Source organism: Microbacterium sp. NPDC064978, from assembly GCF_044543605.1.
GTDB lineage: Bacteria > Actinomycetota > Actinomycetes > Actinomycetales > Microbacteriaceae > Microbacterium > Microbacterium meiriae.
The window spans coordinates 717494-731572 of record NZ_JBITWF010000001.1 but is presented as its reverse complement, the minus strand read 5'-3'; the positions used below and the strand labels follow the sequence as shown (position 1 = coordinate 731572).

16 protein-coding genes are annotated in these 14079 nt (G+C 70.8%); 7 read left to right on the top strand and 9 right to left on the bottom strand.

All coding sequences use genetic code 11. The features are described from left to right. Positions 1-16 precede the first annotated feature (16 nt). Together ACIGJI_RS03825 and ACIGJI_RS03820 are read right to left on the bottom strand one after the other, a co-directional pair. A complete protein-coding gene (locus ACIGJI_RS03825; RefSeq protein ID WP_363444534.1) occupies positions 17-1534 on the bottom strand; it encodes an ABC transporter substrate-binding protein in 1518 nt (505 codons plus the stop codon). Positions 1535-1626: 92 nt separating this feature from the next. Continuing rightward, positions 1627-2544 carry an alpha/beta hydrolase gene (locus tag ACIGJI_RS03820; RefSeq protein ID WP_363444531.1) on the bottom strand — a complete coding sequence of 306 codons (918 nt, stop codon included), beginning with the start codon at positions 2542-2544 and terminating at the stop codon, positions 1627-1629. 177 nt (positions 2545-2721) lie between these two features. On the opposite strand from ACIGJI_RS03820, the gene ACIGJI_RS03815 reads away from it, so the two are divergent. The 3 genes from ACIGJI_RS03815 to ACIGJI_RS03805 are packed head-to-tail and all read left to right on the top strand — an operon-like array spanning position 2722 to position 4433. Then, on the top strand, positions 2722-3198 hold the full coding sequence (locus ACIGJI_RS03815; RefSeq protein ID WP_292796748.1) for a carboxymuconolactone decarboxylase family protein: 477 nt from the start codon (positions 2722-2724) through the stop codon (positions 3196-3198). Next, positions 3195-3929, top strand: coding sequence for a tyrosine-protein phosphatase (locus ACIGJI_RS03810; protein WP_363444528.1), 735 nt, complete (start codon positions 3195-3197; stop codon positions 3927-3929). The genes ACIGJI_RS03815 and ACIGJI_RS03810 overlap by 4 nt, the downstream gene beginning before the upstream one ends. Before the next feature lie 33 nt (positions 3930-3962). Beyond that, positions 3963-4433: a siderophore-interacting protein gene (locus ACIGJI_RS03805; protein ID WP_259955111.1), complete on the top strand. Its 471-nt coding sequence runs from the start codon at positions 3963-3965 to the stop codon at positions 4431-4433. Between the two features lies 1 nt (position 4434). On the opposite strand, the gene ACIGJI_RS03800 is transcribed toward ACIGJI_RS03805, so the two are convergent. The 4 genes from ACIGJI_RS03800 to ACIGJI_RS03785 all read right to left on the bottom strand — a co-directional run bounded on the left by ACIGJI_RS03800 (position 4435) and on the right by ACIGJI_RS03785 (position 8574). Continuing rightward, a complete protein-coding gene (locus ACIGJI_RS03800) occupies positions 4435-4878 on the bottom strand; it encodes a Fe-S oxidoreductase (RefSeq protein WP_363444525.1) in 444 nt (147 codons plus the stop codon). After that, positions 4875-5678: an arginase family protein gene (locus ACIGJI_RS03795; protein WP_363444522.1), complete on the bottom strand. Its 804-nt coding sequence runs from the start codon at positions 5676-5678 to the stop codon at positions 4875-4877. Before ACIGJI_RS03795 ends, ACIGJI_RS03800 begins: the two co-directional genes overlap by 4 nt. Positions 5679-5740: 62 nt before the next feature. Beyond that, the gene (locus ACIGJI_RS03790) at positions 5741-6484 is read right to left on the bottom strand and encodes a PspA/IM30 family protein (RefSeq protein ID WP_187663768.1); all 744 of its coding nucleotides are present in this window, start codon (positions 6482-6484) and stop codon (positions 5741-5743) included. Positions 6485-6543: 59 nt separating this feature from the next. Further along, entirely contained in the window at positions 6544-8574 is a 2031-nt protein-coding gene (locus ACIGJI_RS03785; RefSeq protein ID WP_363444519.1) for a TPM domain-containing protein, read from the bottom strand. Between the two features lie 122 nt (positions 8575-8696). On the opposite strand from ACIGJI_RS03785, the gene ACIGJI_RS03780 reads away from it, so the two are divergent. The 4 genes from ACIGJI_RS03780 to ACIGJI_RS03765 are packed head-to-tail and all read left to right on the top strand — an operon-like array spanning position 8697 to position 12267. Then, positions 8697-9536, top strand: coding sequence for a DUF3097 domain-containing protein (locus tag ACIGJI_RS03780; protein WP_363444516.1), 840 nt, complete (start codon positions 8697-8699; stop codon positions 9534-9536). Between the two features lie 41 nt (positions 9537-9577). Beyond that, positions 9578-10303 carry a tRNA (guanosine(46)-N7)-methyltransferase TrmB gene (trmB, locus tag ACIGJI_RS03775; protein WP_187663771.1) on the top strand — a complete coding sequence of 242 codons (726 nt, stop codon included), beginning with the start codon at positions 9578-9580 and terminating at the stop codon, positions 10301-10303. After that, complete coding sequence (locus ACIGJI_RS03770) at positions 10300-11151, top strand: CPBP family intramembrane glutamic endopeptidase (RefSeq protein WP_292796729.1); 852 nt, start codon at positions 10300-10302, stop codon at positions 11149-11151. The genes trmB and ACIGJI_RS03770 overlap by 4 nt, the downstream gene beginning before the upstream one ends. A gap of 39 nt (positions 11152-11190) precedes the next feature. After that, positions 11191-12267: a DNA polymerase IV gene (locus ACIGJI_RS03765; RefSeq protein ID WP_363444513.1), complete on the top strand. Its 1077-nt coding sequence runs from the start codon at positions 11191-11193 to the stop codon at positions 12265-12267. A 1-nt stretch (position 12268) separates the two neighbouring features. On the opposite strand, the gene ACIGJI_RS03760 is transcribed toward ACIGJI_RS03765, so the two are convergent. From ACIGJI_RS03760 to ACIGJI_RS03750, 3 genes are read right to left on the bottom strand one after another with little or no spacing between them, the layout of a single operon-like run. Beyond that, positions 12269-12670 (bottom strand): RidA family protein, encoded by a 402-nt coding sequence (locus ACIGJI_RS03760; protein WP_315637076.1) that lies wholly within the window; start codon positions 12668-12670, stop codon positions 12269-12271. Between the two features lie 44 nt (positions 12671-12714). After that, entirely contained in the window at positions 12715-13548 is an 834-nt protein-coding gene (locus ACIGJI_RS03755; protein WP_280565930.1) for a mechanosensitive ion channel family protein, read from the bottom strand. Between the two features lie 38 nt (positions 13549-13586). Beyond that, positions 13587-13973, bottom strand: coding sequence for an SHOCT domain-containing protein (locus ACIGJI_RS03750; protein ID WP_187663776.1), 387 nt, complete (start codon positions 13971-13973; stop codon positions 13587-13589). Between the last annotated feature and the right edge of the window lie 106 nt (positions 13974-14079).

The window sequence follows — 14079 nt, the reverse complement described above, 5'->3', positions numbered from 1 at the left end:
GGGGAGTCGGCCGTCGTCAGCTCGCCGCGGAGACGGTCACACCCGCGAGGTCGATGCGCGAGTTGATCGAGTCCTCAGGGAAGCCGCTGACGAGCGGGCTCACGGCGGTGATCGTCTGGCCGTTGTAGAGCCAGTCGGCCGCGTGGTCCTCGGAGACGATGCGGGCCGCCTCGGCGAGGAGCTTCGCGGAGGCGTCCGCGTCGACCTCTGCCATCGCCTGCGCGTAGAGGTCCTGCACCTCGGCGTTGTCATAGCCGAAGTAGTAGTCCGGATTGGCGAAGTTGCCGAAGTCCCGCGGCTCGACGTGCAGGACGAAGCTGAGGTCGTAGTCCTTGTTGGTGTAGACGTCCTCGAGCCAGGTCGGGAACTCCACGGAGTCGACCTCGAGGTTCACACCGACCTTGTCGAAGTCCGAGATGAGGACCTTCGGCACGGTGGTGCCGTAGAACGACGGGATCGTCAGGGTGAGGTCGAGATCCTCCTGGCCGGCCTCGGCGAGCAGCTCCTTCGCCCGGTCGGGGTCGTAGGAGATGACGTCGGAGAGGTCCTCGTAGCCGGGGTCGAGCTCGGGGATCGGACCGTACAGCGGGGTGCCGGCGCCGACGGCCTCGATGAGCGCGTCGTGGTCGATCGCCAGGCGCAGAGCCTCTCGCACCCGGACGTCGTCCAGCGGGGCCTTCTTGTTGTTGAAGGCGAGGGTGGCCTTGTCGGTCGTGCGGCCCGTCGTGAGCGTGAAGTCGCCCGAGTCCTCGAGCTGGGGAGCAAGGTTGGGGTCCACAGCGGTGAGCACGTCGACGTCGCCGGCGAGAGCGGCGTTCACTCCGGCCGTGAAGTCGGGGATGTACTGGAACTCGACCTCGGCGACGCCGGCCGGCTCGCCCCAGTACTCGTCGTTGCGGGCGAAGGTGATCGTGCTGCCCTTGTTCCAGCGCGTGAGCGTGAAGGGCCCGGTGCCGTTCTCCGCGGTCTTGAGGTCGGTGGTGTCGCCCTTCTTGAAGACGAGGCCGGCCGGGCCGGTGAGCGAGAAGAGGAAATTCTGGTTCGGCTCCGACAGCACGATCTGGACGGTCGTGGCGTCCGGGGCCGAGATCGAGGCGACGGACGCGAACTCCGCGTTGCCCTGCACCGTCGTGTCGGTGCGGACGGTCTCGTACGACGCCACGACGTCGGCGGAGGTGAGGGGCGAGCCGTCGTGGAAGGTGATGCCGTCGTTGAGGGTGAACGTGTAGGTGAGGCCGTCGTCGGACACCTCGTAGTCCGAGGCGAGCCGCTCGACGATCTCGTTCTCCTGCGTGCGGCTGACCAGTCCTTCGTAGATGTTGTCGATGAGGACCTGCTCGAGAGCGGCGCCGCTGGTGTGCCGGATGTCGAGGTTCGTGGGTTCGAGCACGAGACCGACGTGCAGGGTGGCGTCGGGGTCGGGCTCGCCGCCCGCGGACGGGGCGGGCGCGGCGGAGCCGGAGCAGGCGCTGAGGATCACGGCGGTGGCCGCGAGCGCGGAGATCAGCGCGAGGCGTCGATGACGTCGGAACATGGGTGTTTCCTCTCGGTGCGGCAGGTGCTGTGTGCCGGTGGGACGAGCCTAGGGTCGGGCAGAGGTATGCGGGGCGGGTGCGGAACGGAACGTCATATTCCGGCCGTGACCGCGGAGGCGACGAGTGCCGCGAGGTCACGAGGTGCCGTCTCCTGCACGTTGTGCGTGGCGTCCAGCACCACGACGCGGGCGTCGGGGAGCCGCTGCTGGAACTCCTCCGCATCGGCAGCGCTGACGAAGCCGCGCTCGGCGCGGACGAGCGTGACGGGCGCTGCCACGGCCGCCAGATCATCCCAGCCGGTCTCGTGCAGCACCGAGGGGGCCGCCGCGGTGCCGGGGTCGTGAGCGGCCAGCGCGGCCGCCGCGAGGTGCGCGAAATGGTGCTTCCACTCCACGCGCCCGTCTGCGCGCACGCGCGTGTTGAGGAAGACGCCGCGCTCCGTCTCGGGGCGGGTGCCGCCGAATCCGAGGGCCATCGCCTTGTCGACGAGCTCCGCACGGCTGGCGAAGTCCGTCGGGCCGGCGTAGAACTCGCGCAGGGCGGCGGGGCCGGCGGAGACATCGATGCCGGGGGTGATGTCCACGACGACCAGCGCGGCCACCAGGTCGGGTCGGGCCGCGGCGACAGCGGCGCCGGTGAGACCGCCGAGAGACTGTCCGACGAGCACCTGCGGCCGGGACGTCCATGCGTCCAGCGCGGCGACCACGTCCGCGGCGAGTGTGCGGGGGGAGTAGTCCGCATCGTCACGCCAGGCGGAGTCGCCGTGGCCGGCGAGGTCGATCGCGAGGAGCGGCTGTCCGAGCGCCAGCGCCGTCGTGTCCCACGTGTGGGCGTTCAGCCCCGCGCCGTGCAGGAGCGTGATGCGCGGGGCCTCGGTGCCGAAGCGCAGCGCGCTCACGGACCGGCCGTCGGGAAGGGGGAGGGTCAGTCGCTCCACCGTCGGGAGCGGGACGCCGAGAGCATCGGCCTGTGCGGGAAGATAGGAGAACTCGCTGCTGTCGATCGCCACGCGGCTATTCTGCGCCCCGAATCGCCACCACGGGAAATGCGAGAGCACATCGACAATTCAGAACCGGCATTCGGTGTGCGTTCTGATCAGGTTATGCGCAACATGCTTGTCGATCTGCATTTCGAGCTCCCCTCGGGGTGCCGCTCTCCCGCGCAATCGCCGGAATATCATGGAGGTATGACCGAACAGCGCGTGCACCTGTCCAAGACGGAGCCTGCGGCCTATCAGGCCCTCGACGCCTTCTCGAAGACGGTCGGCACGATCTGTGCCGAGAACGGGATCGACGATCGGCTGAAGGAGATCGTCATGATCCACTGCTCGCAGCTGAACGGGTGCAGCTACTGCACGCGGATCCACGTGGACCGCGCGGTCGCTGCCGGATTGGACGCCGACACGATCAGCCAGATCGCCGTGTGGCGTGAGAGCGGTGTGTTCAGCGATCGCGAGCGTGCCGCGCTCGAGCTGGCCGAGGCCTTCACCTTCATCGCGGAGGATGGCATCTCGGACGAGGTCTACGACCTGGTGGGGAGCGTCTTCACAGAGAAGGAGTACGCCGCGCTGAGCTGGGCGTGCGTGTCGATCAACGCCTTCAACCGCATCGTCATCGCCGGGCGCTACCCGGTGCCCCCGCGCGGCTCTCAGGCGGGCGCGTGACGGTCCTCGACGTCGAGGGCGTGACCAACGTCCGGGACGTCGGCGGGATCCCCGCGGCGGGTGGACGCATCCGCCACGGCGTTCTGCTGCGGTCCGGTCAGCTCTCCACGGCGACGACGAAGGGTGCCGCGCGCCTGCGGTCGGCGGTGCGCCACATCGTCGACCTCCGCGACGGCGAGGAGGTCGCCGCGGAACCGAGCGAGATCGAGGGCCCGGAGACGACCCACCTTCCGCTGTTCCTCGGGTCGGTGCGCTCCTTCTTCGAGTCCGACACGAGTCTCGACGACCTGTACCTGCATCTTCTGGAGGAGAGCGGCGAGCGGCTGGTCGCCGCCGTCCGGGTGATCGCCGCGGGGGAGCCGACGCTGGTCCACTGCACCGTGGGCAAGGACCGCACGGGGGTGACGGTGGCGCTGGCGCTCTCGGCGGTCGGCGCCGACAGGGAAGCCGTCATCGCCGATTACGCTCTCACCGAGTCGCAGTTGCCGGCCGAACGGTCACGGCGCATCGCCGCGTACCTGCGGTCCCAGCATCCCGAGGCGGTGCACGCCGTGGATCTCGCCACCCGCTCACCGGCCGAGGTGATGCGTCGGCTGCTCGCGGAAGTGGACGAACGGTGGGGGTCGGCCGCCGGCTACCTGCACGCGAACGGCATGACGGATGACGAGCTCGCCGCTCTGCGCGATGCGCTCGTCGAGCCCGTGTCGGAGGATGCCGTCGCCGAAGGTTAGGCAAGCCTTCGCTTGGTGTACGATGGGATCACCATGGACACCACGCTCGACACCCGGGGCACGCGTGCGGCACGCCGCGCGGCACGCCGTCGCGCACACCACCTGGTCACCGCCGACGAGCATTCGCTGCTCGACCTCGAGGCGTTCCTCGCGACTCTCCCGCTCTGTGCGTCCGGTCGCATCTTCATCGAGGTTCCCGATGCCTCCGACATCGGCGTGATCCATGCGCCGGGCCGCATGACGGTCACCTGGCTCGCGCGTTCGGCGCGCTCCGGAGCCCCGGGCAGTGGGCGCGGCTGCACCCCGGGTCAGGCGCTGGCCCGAGCCACGTGCGCATGGGCTGACGAGATGCTGCTGGATGACGAGGTCGAGACGCACGTCACACTGCTCGGCGGCTACCTCGGCACGGCCGACATCGTCGAGCACCTCACCGACCGCCTCGGCGTCGCCGCGCACCGCATCCGCGTGCCGGAGCGCTTCGGTCTGCTTCCTGTCGAGAACTGAGTCAGCGGGTGGGGCGCACGTAGTTGCCGTCTTCCAGTCCTGCTTCGATCTCGAAGCGGTTGCGCAGCGGGTCCCGTCCCGCGAACAGGTAGAGCACCGGCATCAGGAAGCCGTAGCGCAACCACTGCTGCTTGTGGACGGCCTCGTGGCGCAGCACCGCGTCGGTCGGCCGCGCGTCGCCGGTGAGGAAGCACCCGCCGACGCAGACGCCGCCGCGGTGGAAGGTCCACCGGGGCATGCCGCGGAAGACCCAGAGTCCGCCGCGCCGTTCGATCGGACCGGTGCTCCACAGCGTGCCCCAGATCCAGCCGACGGCCGTTCCCCAGAGGTAGCCCAGTCGGCTGATCGGCGAGCGCAGCAGGAACGAGGGGATGCGGCGATCCGCCCGGCGCCCGCGGGCGAGGCGTTCCGCCGCGATCCTCTCCCAGCCCGCCCTGGGACTCATGCGACGGCTCCGACGAGGCGCAGGATCGCGCCGAGATCGTCGACCGCGTCGGCGGGCGTACGGGGCGCGAAGCCCGCGATGGTCGCCCCCGCCAAGGGGACGCGGGCCCGCAGTTCTCTGATCGCCGTGCTCAGAGACGTCGGGGTGACGCCGAAGGGGACGGCAGCGGAGACCCCGGTGAAGGTCGCGGGATCGAGGACGTCGACGTCGATGTGGACCCAGACACGCTGGGCGCCCGTGGCCTGCACGGCGTCGGCGAGCGCGCCCGGGTCGTCCAGGTCGGCCACCCCGAGGTCCCGGAGGCGGTCCAGTTCGTCGGTCTCGGCGTCGTCCACGTTCCGGACGCCCACGGTGACGACGCGGTCCCGGGGGATGCCGGGGGAGAGGGCGAGCTGCGGTTCTCCCTCACCGAGGACGGCGCGCAGCGCCATGCCGGAGAACGCACCGGAGGGTGATGTGTCCGGAGTGTGCAGGTCGGCGTGCGCATCGCACCAGACCACCGCGAGGTCGTCGGTGCCTCCGGGGAGCGTGTCGAGTGCGGCGACGGTGATGCTGCAGTCGCCGCCGATCAGCACGGTTCCGGCTCCGAGATGCCCGGCCACGAGCTCCCGGGTCCGCGCGAGCGCGCTGAGTCGTCGGACGCCCGTGCCCAGCGATTCCCCCGCCTCGACGGGGACGTCGAGGACGGTCGTCGCCGCACGCGGCAGATCGCCCGCGATGGCCGACGCGCCGTCGATGAGGAGCATCGCGCGGGCGGCGGGTGAACCCTGCCACTGCGGCACGACGAGGAAACGCACCATGGAGACCTCCCGGAGACGGAACGGCGGATGCCCGGGCGTGCGCCCGGGCATCCGCGACGGGGTCAGTTGCCTTCGAGCGCCTGCCGCGGCGCGCTGCCGCCGGCCTTCAGCTCGGCGAGGCGCGCCTCGACCTCGGTGAGCTCCCCGAGGTCCTCGAGGCTCTCGAACTGGGCGTCGAGGCTCGAGGCGGCCAGTTCCGCCTTGCCCTGGGCGAGAGCCTCCTGGCGGCGGACCTTGTCCTCGAACCGTCCCAGCTCGCTGGTGGGGTCGAGCACGTTGATCGAGCTGACCGCGTCCTGCACCTTGGTCTGCGCCTCGGCGACCTTGGCGCGGGCGAGGAGCTCGCTGCGCTTGTTCTTGAGCTCGTTGAGCTTGTCCTTCATGCCGTTCAGGCCGCTCTTGAGCTTGTCGACGATCTCGGTCTGAGCCGCGATCTGCGGCTCGGCGCTCGTCGCCTCCCGCTCGGCGCTGATCTGGCGCTGCAGGGCGATCTTCGCGAGGTTGTCGAACTTGTCGGCGTCAGCGCTGTTGCCCGAGCCGCGCATCTCGTCGGCCTTGCGGCTGGCGGCGAGGGCCTTGTTGCCCCACTCGGTGGCCGCCTGCACGTCTTCCTCGTGGTCGCGCTCCAGCAGCCGCAGGTTGCCGATGGTCTCCGCGATGGCGGACTCGGCGTCGGCGATGCTGTTGGTGTAGTCGCGGACGAGCTGGTCGAGCATCTTCTGCGGGTCTTCCGCAGAGTCCAGGAGGGCGTTGATGTTCGCGCGGACGAGGGTGGAGATCCGTCCGAAGATGGACTGCTTGGTCATGCGTGGTTCCTTTCAGAGGGGCGTCTTCGAGAGCTTGGCGTATGTGTCTGTGCGAGGGATCAGAAGCGTCGACCTCCGGACCGTCCTCGTCCGCCACCGCGGGATCCGCCGCCGCCGAACCCGGAGCTGCGGAAGCCGCCCGAGGAGCGCCAGCCGCTGCTGCGCCGCGAGGAGCCGCCGCCCCCGCCGCCGGCGAGCAGTCCGCCGATGATCCCGCCGAGGATGTCCCCGCCGATGCCGGAGCCGGTGGAGCGGGACCCGGAGCCGCCGAAGACTCCGCCCCAGCCGTCGTCCGCGTAGGCGCCGGGGGAGTACGCGCGCAGGTCGGCCTCCGCCGCGGATGTGGCCTCGCGCGCGAGACCGAGGGCGCGCTGCGCCTCGGCGAGGGCGCGCTCCACCTCGGTCGTGCGCAGGGTGAGCGCCTGGGTGAGGGCGGCGTCCGCCGCAGCGAGCCGGGTGCGGGCGGTGGAACCCACCGTCCCCCGACGCGTTTCGATGAAGTCGCGCGCAGCGCGGATCTCCGACCCGGCCTGGGCGAGCGTCTGCTCGAGGAGCTGCTGTGCGCGACGCGCGCGGTCCACGGCTTCCCGCCCCTGGGCGATCGCGCCGTCGATCTGGGCGTTCGCAGCGGTGAGCGCGTCCAGGGCCCGCTGCGGGTTCCGCGGCGTGCCGAGGAGATCCTGGTGCGCCGCCCGCAACTGCGCGGTGACAGCGCCGGACGCGGCGGCCAGAGCGCCGGTCGGATCGGGGAGCTGCGAGGCTGCGGTGACATCGGCCTCCAGCTCCGCCACGAGGGCCTGCGCCTGCGCTTCGATGGCGGACAGCTCGGCGCCGAGGGCGGTGATCGCCTGGACGAGCTGCGCGGCCTGTGCGACCGCCTGTTCGGCGGTGCGGATCGCGAAGGCGGCCTCTCCGCTGCGGCCGGCGGCCAGGGCCTGAGCCGCCGCATCGATCGAGCGATCCGCCAGTGCCGCACGTTCCTGAGCCTGCGCGGGGTTGTCCGCCACGGTGGCCAGCGTGCTCTGGTCGTACGTTCCGGAGAGAGCAGCGAGCGCGGGTGCGGCGGAGGCGAGGAGCGACATCAGTTCGTCCCGCTCTCGACGCACGCGCTCCAGCTCCTGCGGCGCGTTCTCCTGCAGCTTGCGCAGTTCATCGAAGGCCTCGGTGTTGTCGTCGAGGATGTCGTCGATCTCGTCCGCCAGCCGGATGATGCGGATGTGCCACGCGCGCCGGTCGTGGATGGAGTCCTCGATCTCGTCGTCGAGCTTCTGCCGCAGGTCGAACGCCTCGGCGATCTTCGCCTTCGCCTCGTCGACGGCGCGAGAGAACTCCGCGGTCGCGCCCTCGCCGTACTGCGCCACGGCGAATCCCAGCTCCTCCCGGCTCGAGGTGATGGCGTCGTCGGCGCGGACGAGTGCGGCGCCTGCCTGCTGCTCCACCTGCGCATCGGTGAGCGTGGAGAACGGATCGGCGGGGTCCGGGGTCTCCGGCATGGCGCCCCGCTCGCGGATGGCTGCGTTGCGGCGCGAGCGACGGACCAGGGCCACGACGAGCCACATCAGCAGGGCGGCCGCGACCACCCCGACGATGATCAGCGTGACGCGGAGCGCTCCGGCGCCGCCGTCCCCCTGGATCTCGTCCGCGGCCAGTGTGATGGCGCCGACCCAGTCGCCGCTGCCGGCGAGCGGGGCGATGGCGTCCTCGATGGTGGCGAGCTGCCCGTCGCTCAACGATCCGGAGGAGTCCGCGGAGATGTAGAGGCTGCGGCCCTCGACGGCGATCGCCAGCAGGTACTGTTCGGGGCCGAGCCGGTTGTCGTTCGCGACCTGATCGGCCCAGTCGACGCTGTCGCTCGGGTCGGTGAAGTCGTCGACGAGGACGACGAAGAGGTCGGCGGAGGAGTTGTCGGTGAGCTCCTGCAGGCGCGACTCGACCTGTTCCTCCTCGGCGGGGGAGAGGACGTCGGCCTGATCGGTGACGTACCCGGAGTCGAGCGTGAGCGGATCGGTCGCGGACGCCGCCGAGGCGGACAGCGCACCCGTCGCGACCGCGAGGGCCAGAGCACCCAGCGTCAGCCACCGTTTCGTCATCGTGTTCCCTCCGACCGGCAGCCGAGCCCCATGTGTCGAGTCTATGCACTGGGTACGACACGCGACAGCACTCGCGCGCGTCTCGGCGTTCGCCCTCAGCGGAGGCACATACGCTGGAAGGCATGGACGACAGGTACGGATCGGACGTGCTGGCGGCGGGCTGGCGCGAGCGCGGCGCGAAGCCGGTGCCGCAGGTGCCCGCGGAGGTCGATCTCGTGGTCGAGGTCGCGGCGGACGGGTTCTGCGGGGCCGTGACGAAGGTGCAGGGCGGCACCGTGGAGCTCGAGGACCGGCTCGGCCGGCGGCGCCTGTTCCCCCTCGGCGGCGGCTTCCTCATCGACGGAGCTCCGGTCCGCCTCGCCGCCCCGGCGGCGTCCGCGCAGGGACCCCGTCGTACGGCCTCCGGATCTTTCGCGGTGGCGGATCAGCGGGCGCGAACGGCGCTGCCCAGCCGCATCCTCGTCGAGGGGCGGCACGACGCCGAGCTCGTCGAGAAGGTGTGGGGCGCCGACCTGCGCGTCGAGGGCGTCGTCGTCGAGTACCTGCAGGGCGTGGATCTGCTCGACGAGCTCCTCGCCGCTGAGCCCCCGAGTGCGCGACGGCGGTACGGAGTCCTCGTCGACCACCTCGTGCCGGGGTCGAAGGAGTCCCGCATCGCCGAGGCGGTCGCCCGCGGCCCGCACGGCCTGCACGTCCGCATCGTGGGCCACCCGTTCGTGGACGTCTGGCAGTGCGTCACCCCTCGGGCACTCGGCATCGCGGCATGGCCCGAGATCCCGCGCGGCGTCGACTGGAAGACCGGCATCTGCCGCGCGTTCGGCTGGCCGCACGAGACCCAGGCCGACACGGCGAGGGCCTGGCAGCACATCCTGTCGAAGGTGACGACCTACCGCGACCTCGAGCCCGCGCTCCTCGGGCGGGTGGAGGAGTTGATCGACTTCGTCACCGCGCCCGCGGGGTGACCGCGTCCGGCCGCGGGACCGCCGGCGACTACCCTGGATCCATGCCCGAACCGCGTACCTTCCGCGACGAACCGGTGTCCTTCGTGCGTCGGAGCGGCCGGATGTCCGAGGCGCAGGAGCGCGCCTTCACCGATCTCGCCCCGCACTATCTGCTGGATGTCCCGCGCGCGGTGGCATGGACCTCCGTGCACCCCGAGGCGCGGCTGGACGTCGCCGCCGAGTACGGCCGGGAGGCCGATCTCTTCGTCGAGATCGGGTCAGGACAGGGGCACGCCATCGTCGCCGCCGCGTCGAGCCGTCCGCACGACGACTTCCTCGCGGTGGAGGTCTTCCGTGCGGGGCTCGCCCGGACCATGCTCGACGCCGACCGCGCGGGTGCACAGAACCTCCGCGTCGTGGAGGCCAATGCGCCGGAGGTGCTCTCCTCGTACCTGCCGGAGGCAGCGGCGGCCGAGGTGTGGATCTTCTTCCCCGATCCCTGGCACAAGAAGCGCCACACGAAGCGTCGCCTGGTGCGCCCGGGGTTCGGGGACACGGCCGCCAGGGCGCTGCGCGACGGCGGCCTCCTCCGGCTCGCAACCGACTGGGAGGACTACGCACTGCAGATGCGGGAGGTGCTCGACGCCGAGCCTCTGTTCGAGCGGGCCTTCGAGGGCGACTGGGCCGAGCGGTTCGACGGCCGCGTCATGACCGCGTTCGAGCGGAAGGGCCGTGCGAAGGGCCGCGACATCCGCGATCTCGTGTACCGCCGACGGGATCGTGCATGACGGAGGCCTCTCCGAGTGCGCCCATGGGGGTGCGCCTCGTCCCCGCGGCGCTGGTGTGCGCGGCCGCCCCGGCCTTCTTCGTCGTGGCGCTGCCCTGGCTCGGCTGGCTGCTGCTGGCGCTGGGCGTCGGTGCCGCCCTGCTCGTGGAGCGCCGCGGCGAGCCGCTGACCGGGGCCGACGGATCCCGGCGGCCCTCGCTCACCCGTGACCTCTCGCTGATCGCGCTCGGCATGCTCATCGTGAGCGTCATCCCGCTCGCGGCGGAGCTCGACAACCTGGCCATGCTGCGCTTCACCCTCGCGCTCGGCGGTGCGGTGCTCGTGCCGTATCTGCTCTCGCGGTTCGTCTTCCGCGACCGGGCGATCCGGTTCCCCTGGCGGACCGGGCAGCGCTGGGGACTGCTCCACTGGGGCTGGCTCGTCGCGGTGCTGGTGCTCGGCTGGCTGATCCTGCCCTTCTACTTCATCACCAGCGGCGTCTATCAGAACTGGCCCGTGGTGGACACGCCCGATCTCATCGCGCGGCTGTTCGTCGGCGTCGGCGCGGTCGGTATCTGGGATGAGCTGTTCTTCATCTGCACCGTCTTCGCGCTGCTGCGTCGCCATTTCCCCGATGCGCTGGCGAACGTGCTGCAGGCCGTCGTCTTCGTCTCCTTCCTCTGGGAGCTCGGCTACCGGGAGTGGGGGCCGCTGCTGACCATCCCGTTCGCGCTGCTGCAGGGGTTCATCTTCCTCCGCACCCATTCGCTGGCCTACGTCGTCACGGTGCACCTCCTCTTCGATGCGGTGGTCTTCGCCGTCCTCGTCCACGCCCACAACCCCGGGCTCCTGCCGATCTTCCTCGTCTGACGGGGTGACTTCGCGGTCGTCAGCGGTCACACTCGATGCATGACCGAGTGGGTGCTGCACGTCGACATGGATCAGTTCATCGCGGCAGTCGAGGTGCGGCGCCGTCCGGAGCTGGCCGGCCGTCCTGTCATCGTCGGGGGACGCGGTGATCCGACCGAGCGGGCCGTCGTCTCGACAGCGTCGTACGAGGCCCGCGCGTTCGGCATCGGGTCGGGCATGCCCCTGAAGATCGCGGCGCGGAAGGCGCCGGAGGACGCGGTGTTCCTGCCCGTCGATCACGCGGAGTACGAGCGGGCATCGGACGAGGTGATGGCCGCGCTGCGTGCGCTGCCGGACGTGGTGCTCGAGGTGGTGGGATGGGACGAGTGCTTCCTCGGAGTCGCGACCGATGATCCGGAGGGCGTCGCGTGGGCCGCCCAGCGGGCGGTGGAGGAGGCCACCGGCCTGCACTGCTCGGTGGGCATCGGCGACAACAAGGTGCGGGCGAAGATCGCGACCGAGTTCGGCAAACCGCGGGGGGTCTTCCGGCTGACCGCCGACAACTGGTTCGCGGTGATGGGCGACCGGCCGACGCGTGACCTGTGGGGCGTGGGGCCGAAGGTGCAGAAGCGGCTGGCGACCCACGGTATCGCGACGGTGCGCGAGCTGGCGGCCGCGGACGAGGAGACGCTGGTCGCGGAGTTCGGTCCGAAGATGGGGCGGTGGTATCTGGGTCTGGGCTCGGGGCTGGGGCCACGGATCGTCGACGACACCCCGTGGGTGGCCCGGAGCCACAGTCGAGAGACCACGTATCAGCAGAACCTCACGACACGAGACGCGGTACAGGATGCGCTGCGCGAGCTCGCGGGGCACGCGTTCGACGACTGCGCCGTCGAAGGGCGTCCGGTCACCCGGGTGCACCTCAAGGTGCGGTATGCGCCGTTCGAGACGAAGACCTTCGGCCGGAAGCTCCCGGACCCCACGACGGAACGAGAGGACGTGGTCGCGATGGCACTCGCTCTCGGCGAGACCCTCGACGCCGACCGGGAAGTGCGGCTGCTCGGTGTCCGTGCCGAGATGACCATGCCCGACGAGCCGGACGGCGCGGAACGCACCCCCGTGCGCGGTCGCATCTGACTCAGTCGCGGACCATTGCGGCGATCGCGCTCACCTCGATGAGTGCTCCGGGCACGCCGAGGCCCGCCACCCGGGCGGCGGTCACCAGGGGCGGGGCGCCCTCTCTGGCGAGCGTGGCGGCCACGGCGCCGTACGCCGCGCGCAGATCTGCCTCCTGATCGATGAGGATGGTCCAGCTCACGACGTCGTCGAGCGTCGCCCCCGCGGACTCCAATGCGACCCGGGCGTTGTCGAGAGCGCGAAGGGACTGCGCGGCCACGTCGGGGGAGACGACGGCACCGGAGGCATCGACGCCGTTCTGCCCTCCGATGTAGACGGTGGTCGCCCCGGGCGGGACGACAGCGGCGTGACTGAAGGCAGGGCTGCGGACGAGGCCGTCCGGTTGCAGGAAGGTGATGTCCATGCGCAGATCATGCCCGAGGGCACCGACATCGCGCACCCTTGGTCTCACACGGGGTCGGACGGGACGAGCGGTGGTGGGGCCGGGACGCTGGTCACCGTGCCGGTCGTGCCGAGGTTGCCGAGGGCATCGAAGACCGCGATCACGACCGCGGCACTCACCACGGCACCGTGCAGCGGGTGGTGCCAGAACTGCAGCCGCGCGGTCAGCCGGTCTGCGCTCACGCTGACCACGAGTGCCCGCACCCCTTCGTGCCGGTGCACGCCCTCCGCCGTCCGGGCCGCGTCGACGAGCGGCGCGAGCAGATCATCGATCCCGGTCGTCCCGTCCCGCCGGACCCGCACCTCCACCTCGCTGCGCCGGGCGCCATGGGTGGAGTCGTTGACGACGGGATCCGAGAGCAGGCGTGCATTGGGGATGTGGAGGGTGCGCCCGTCGACGGTGTGCAGGATCACCGCGCGGGCGTTGAGCTCGGTCACGGTCCCGGCGATGACCGAATCCAGGGCCTCCACGACGATCTCGTCGCCGATGCGGACCGTCTGCCGTGCCTGCAGCAGCACACCGGCCGCGAAGTTGTCGGCGACGCCGCGGAGGACGAGGATCGCCACGATGCCGAGGATGACGACGATCGCGAGCAGAGGCTGGACGTTGGCGCCGAGCATCGCGAGCGCGATGCCGAAGCCCAGCAGGAGGATGGCGTAGCCGACGAACTGCGCGATCGCCGTCCCGACGGCGGCGGAGATCCCGGGGGCACGCCGGAGCAGGGCTGTGGTGCCCCGGCGTGCGAACCGCGAGATGATCCAGGTCGCGAGGGCGACGAGCAGGGCGAGCAGCAGCTGCCACCAGTCGATGTCGGTGGGCAGCAGATCCTGCAGGTCCATGCCGCGGGCTCCTCGCGATGGTGGGGGTCGGCCGCGGCCTACTGCAGCGCCTTCGCCTTGATGAGGGAGTACTCGTCCGGCGTGATGGTGCCGGCGTCGAGGAGTGCCTTGGCCTTCGCGATCTCCTCGCTCGGACTGCTGCCGGCGACCTGCTGGATGTAGGCGTTCGCGGCCTCCTGTGCCCGACGCGCCTCGGCGCTGCTGCGTTCGGCCATGCCGTTGCCGCGGGCGATGAGGTAGACGAGGGCGGTGAGGAACGGCACGAAGATCAGGAAGAGGATCCACACGGCCTTCCACCAGCCGCTCAGCTTGTGATCGCGGAACAGGTCTCCGATGATCGCGAACAGAGCGAAGAGGTACGCGGTGAAGGCGAAGATCCACAGGAACCACCAGATGATGTCCCAGAACGATGCCCAAAATCCCATGACTGCTCCTTTCTCGGTGCCGCCGTCGCCGGGGCACGCTCGGAACATACCGGCGGCCGTGACCCTCCGCACCGGTTCCGTGGGGAGTTCACCCGGGTGACTCGGG

Bases quoted from the DNA above. Each gene is read 5' to 3' on its own strand.
- ACIGJI_RS03750 (WP_187663776.1), bottom strand. From the start codon at position 13,973: ATGGGATTTTGGGCATCGTTCTGGGACATCATCTGGTGGTTCCTGTGG.
- trmB (WP_187663771.1), top strand. From the start codon at position 9,578: ATGCCCGAACCGCGTACCTTCCGCGACGAACCGGTGTCCTTCGTGCGT.
- ACIGJI_RS03800 (WP_363444525.1), bottom strand. From the start codon at position 4,878: ATGAGTCCCAGGGCGGGCTGGGAGAGGATCGCGGCGGAACGCCTCGCC.
- ACIGJI_RS03770 (WP_292796729.1), top strand. From the start codon at position 10,300: ATGACGGAGGCCTCTCCGAGTGCGCCCATGGGGGTGCGCCTCGTCCCC.
- ACIGJI_RS03760 (WP_315637076.1), bottom strand. From the start codon at position 12,670: ATGGACATCACCTTCCTGCAACCGGACGGCCTCGTCCGCAGCCCTGCC.
- ACIGJI_RS03805 (WP_259955111.1), top strand. From the start codon at position 3,963: ATGGACACCACGCTCGACACCCGGGGCACGCGTGCGGCACGCCGCGCG.
- ACIGJI_RS03780 (WP_363444516.1), top strand. From the start codon at position 8,697: ATGGACGACAGGTACGGATCGGACGTGCTGGCGGCGGGCTGGCGCGAG.
- ACIGJI_RS03795 (WP_363444522.1), bottom strand. From the start codon at position 5,678: ATGGTGCGTTTCCTCGTCGTGCCGCAGTGGCAGGGTTCACCCGCCGCC.
- ACIGJI_RS03790 (WP_187663768.1), bottom strand. From the start codon at position 6,484: ATGACCAAGCAGTCCATCTTCGGACGGATCTCCACCCTCGTCCGCGCG.
- ACIGJI_RS03815 (WP_292796748.1), top strand. From the start codon at position 2,722: ATGACCGAACAGCGCGTGCACCTGTCCAAGACGGAGCCTGCGGCCTAT.
- ACIGJI_RS03755 (WP_280565930.1), bottom strand. From the start codon at position 13,548: ATGGACCTGCAGGATCTGCTGCCCACCGACATCGACTGGTGGCAGCTG.
- ACIGJI_RS03765 (WP_363444513.1), top strand. From the start codon at position 11,191: ATGACCGAGTGGGTGCTGCACGTCGACATGGATCAGTTCATCGCGGCA.
- ACIGJI_RS03825 (WP_363444534.1), bottom strand. From the start codon at position 1,534: ATGTTCCGACGTCATCGACGCCTCGCGCTGATCTCCGCGCTCGCGGCC.
- ACIGJI_RS03785 (WP_363444519.1), bottom strand. From the start codon at position 8,574: ATGACGAAACGGTGGCTGACGCTGGGTGCTCTGGCCCTCGCGGTCGCG.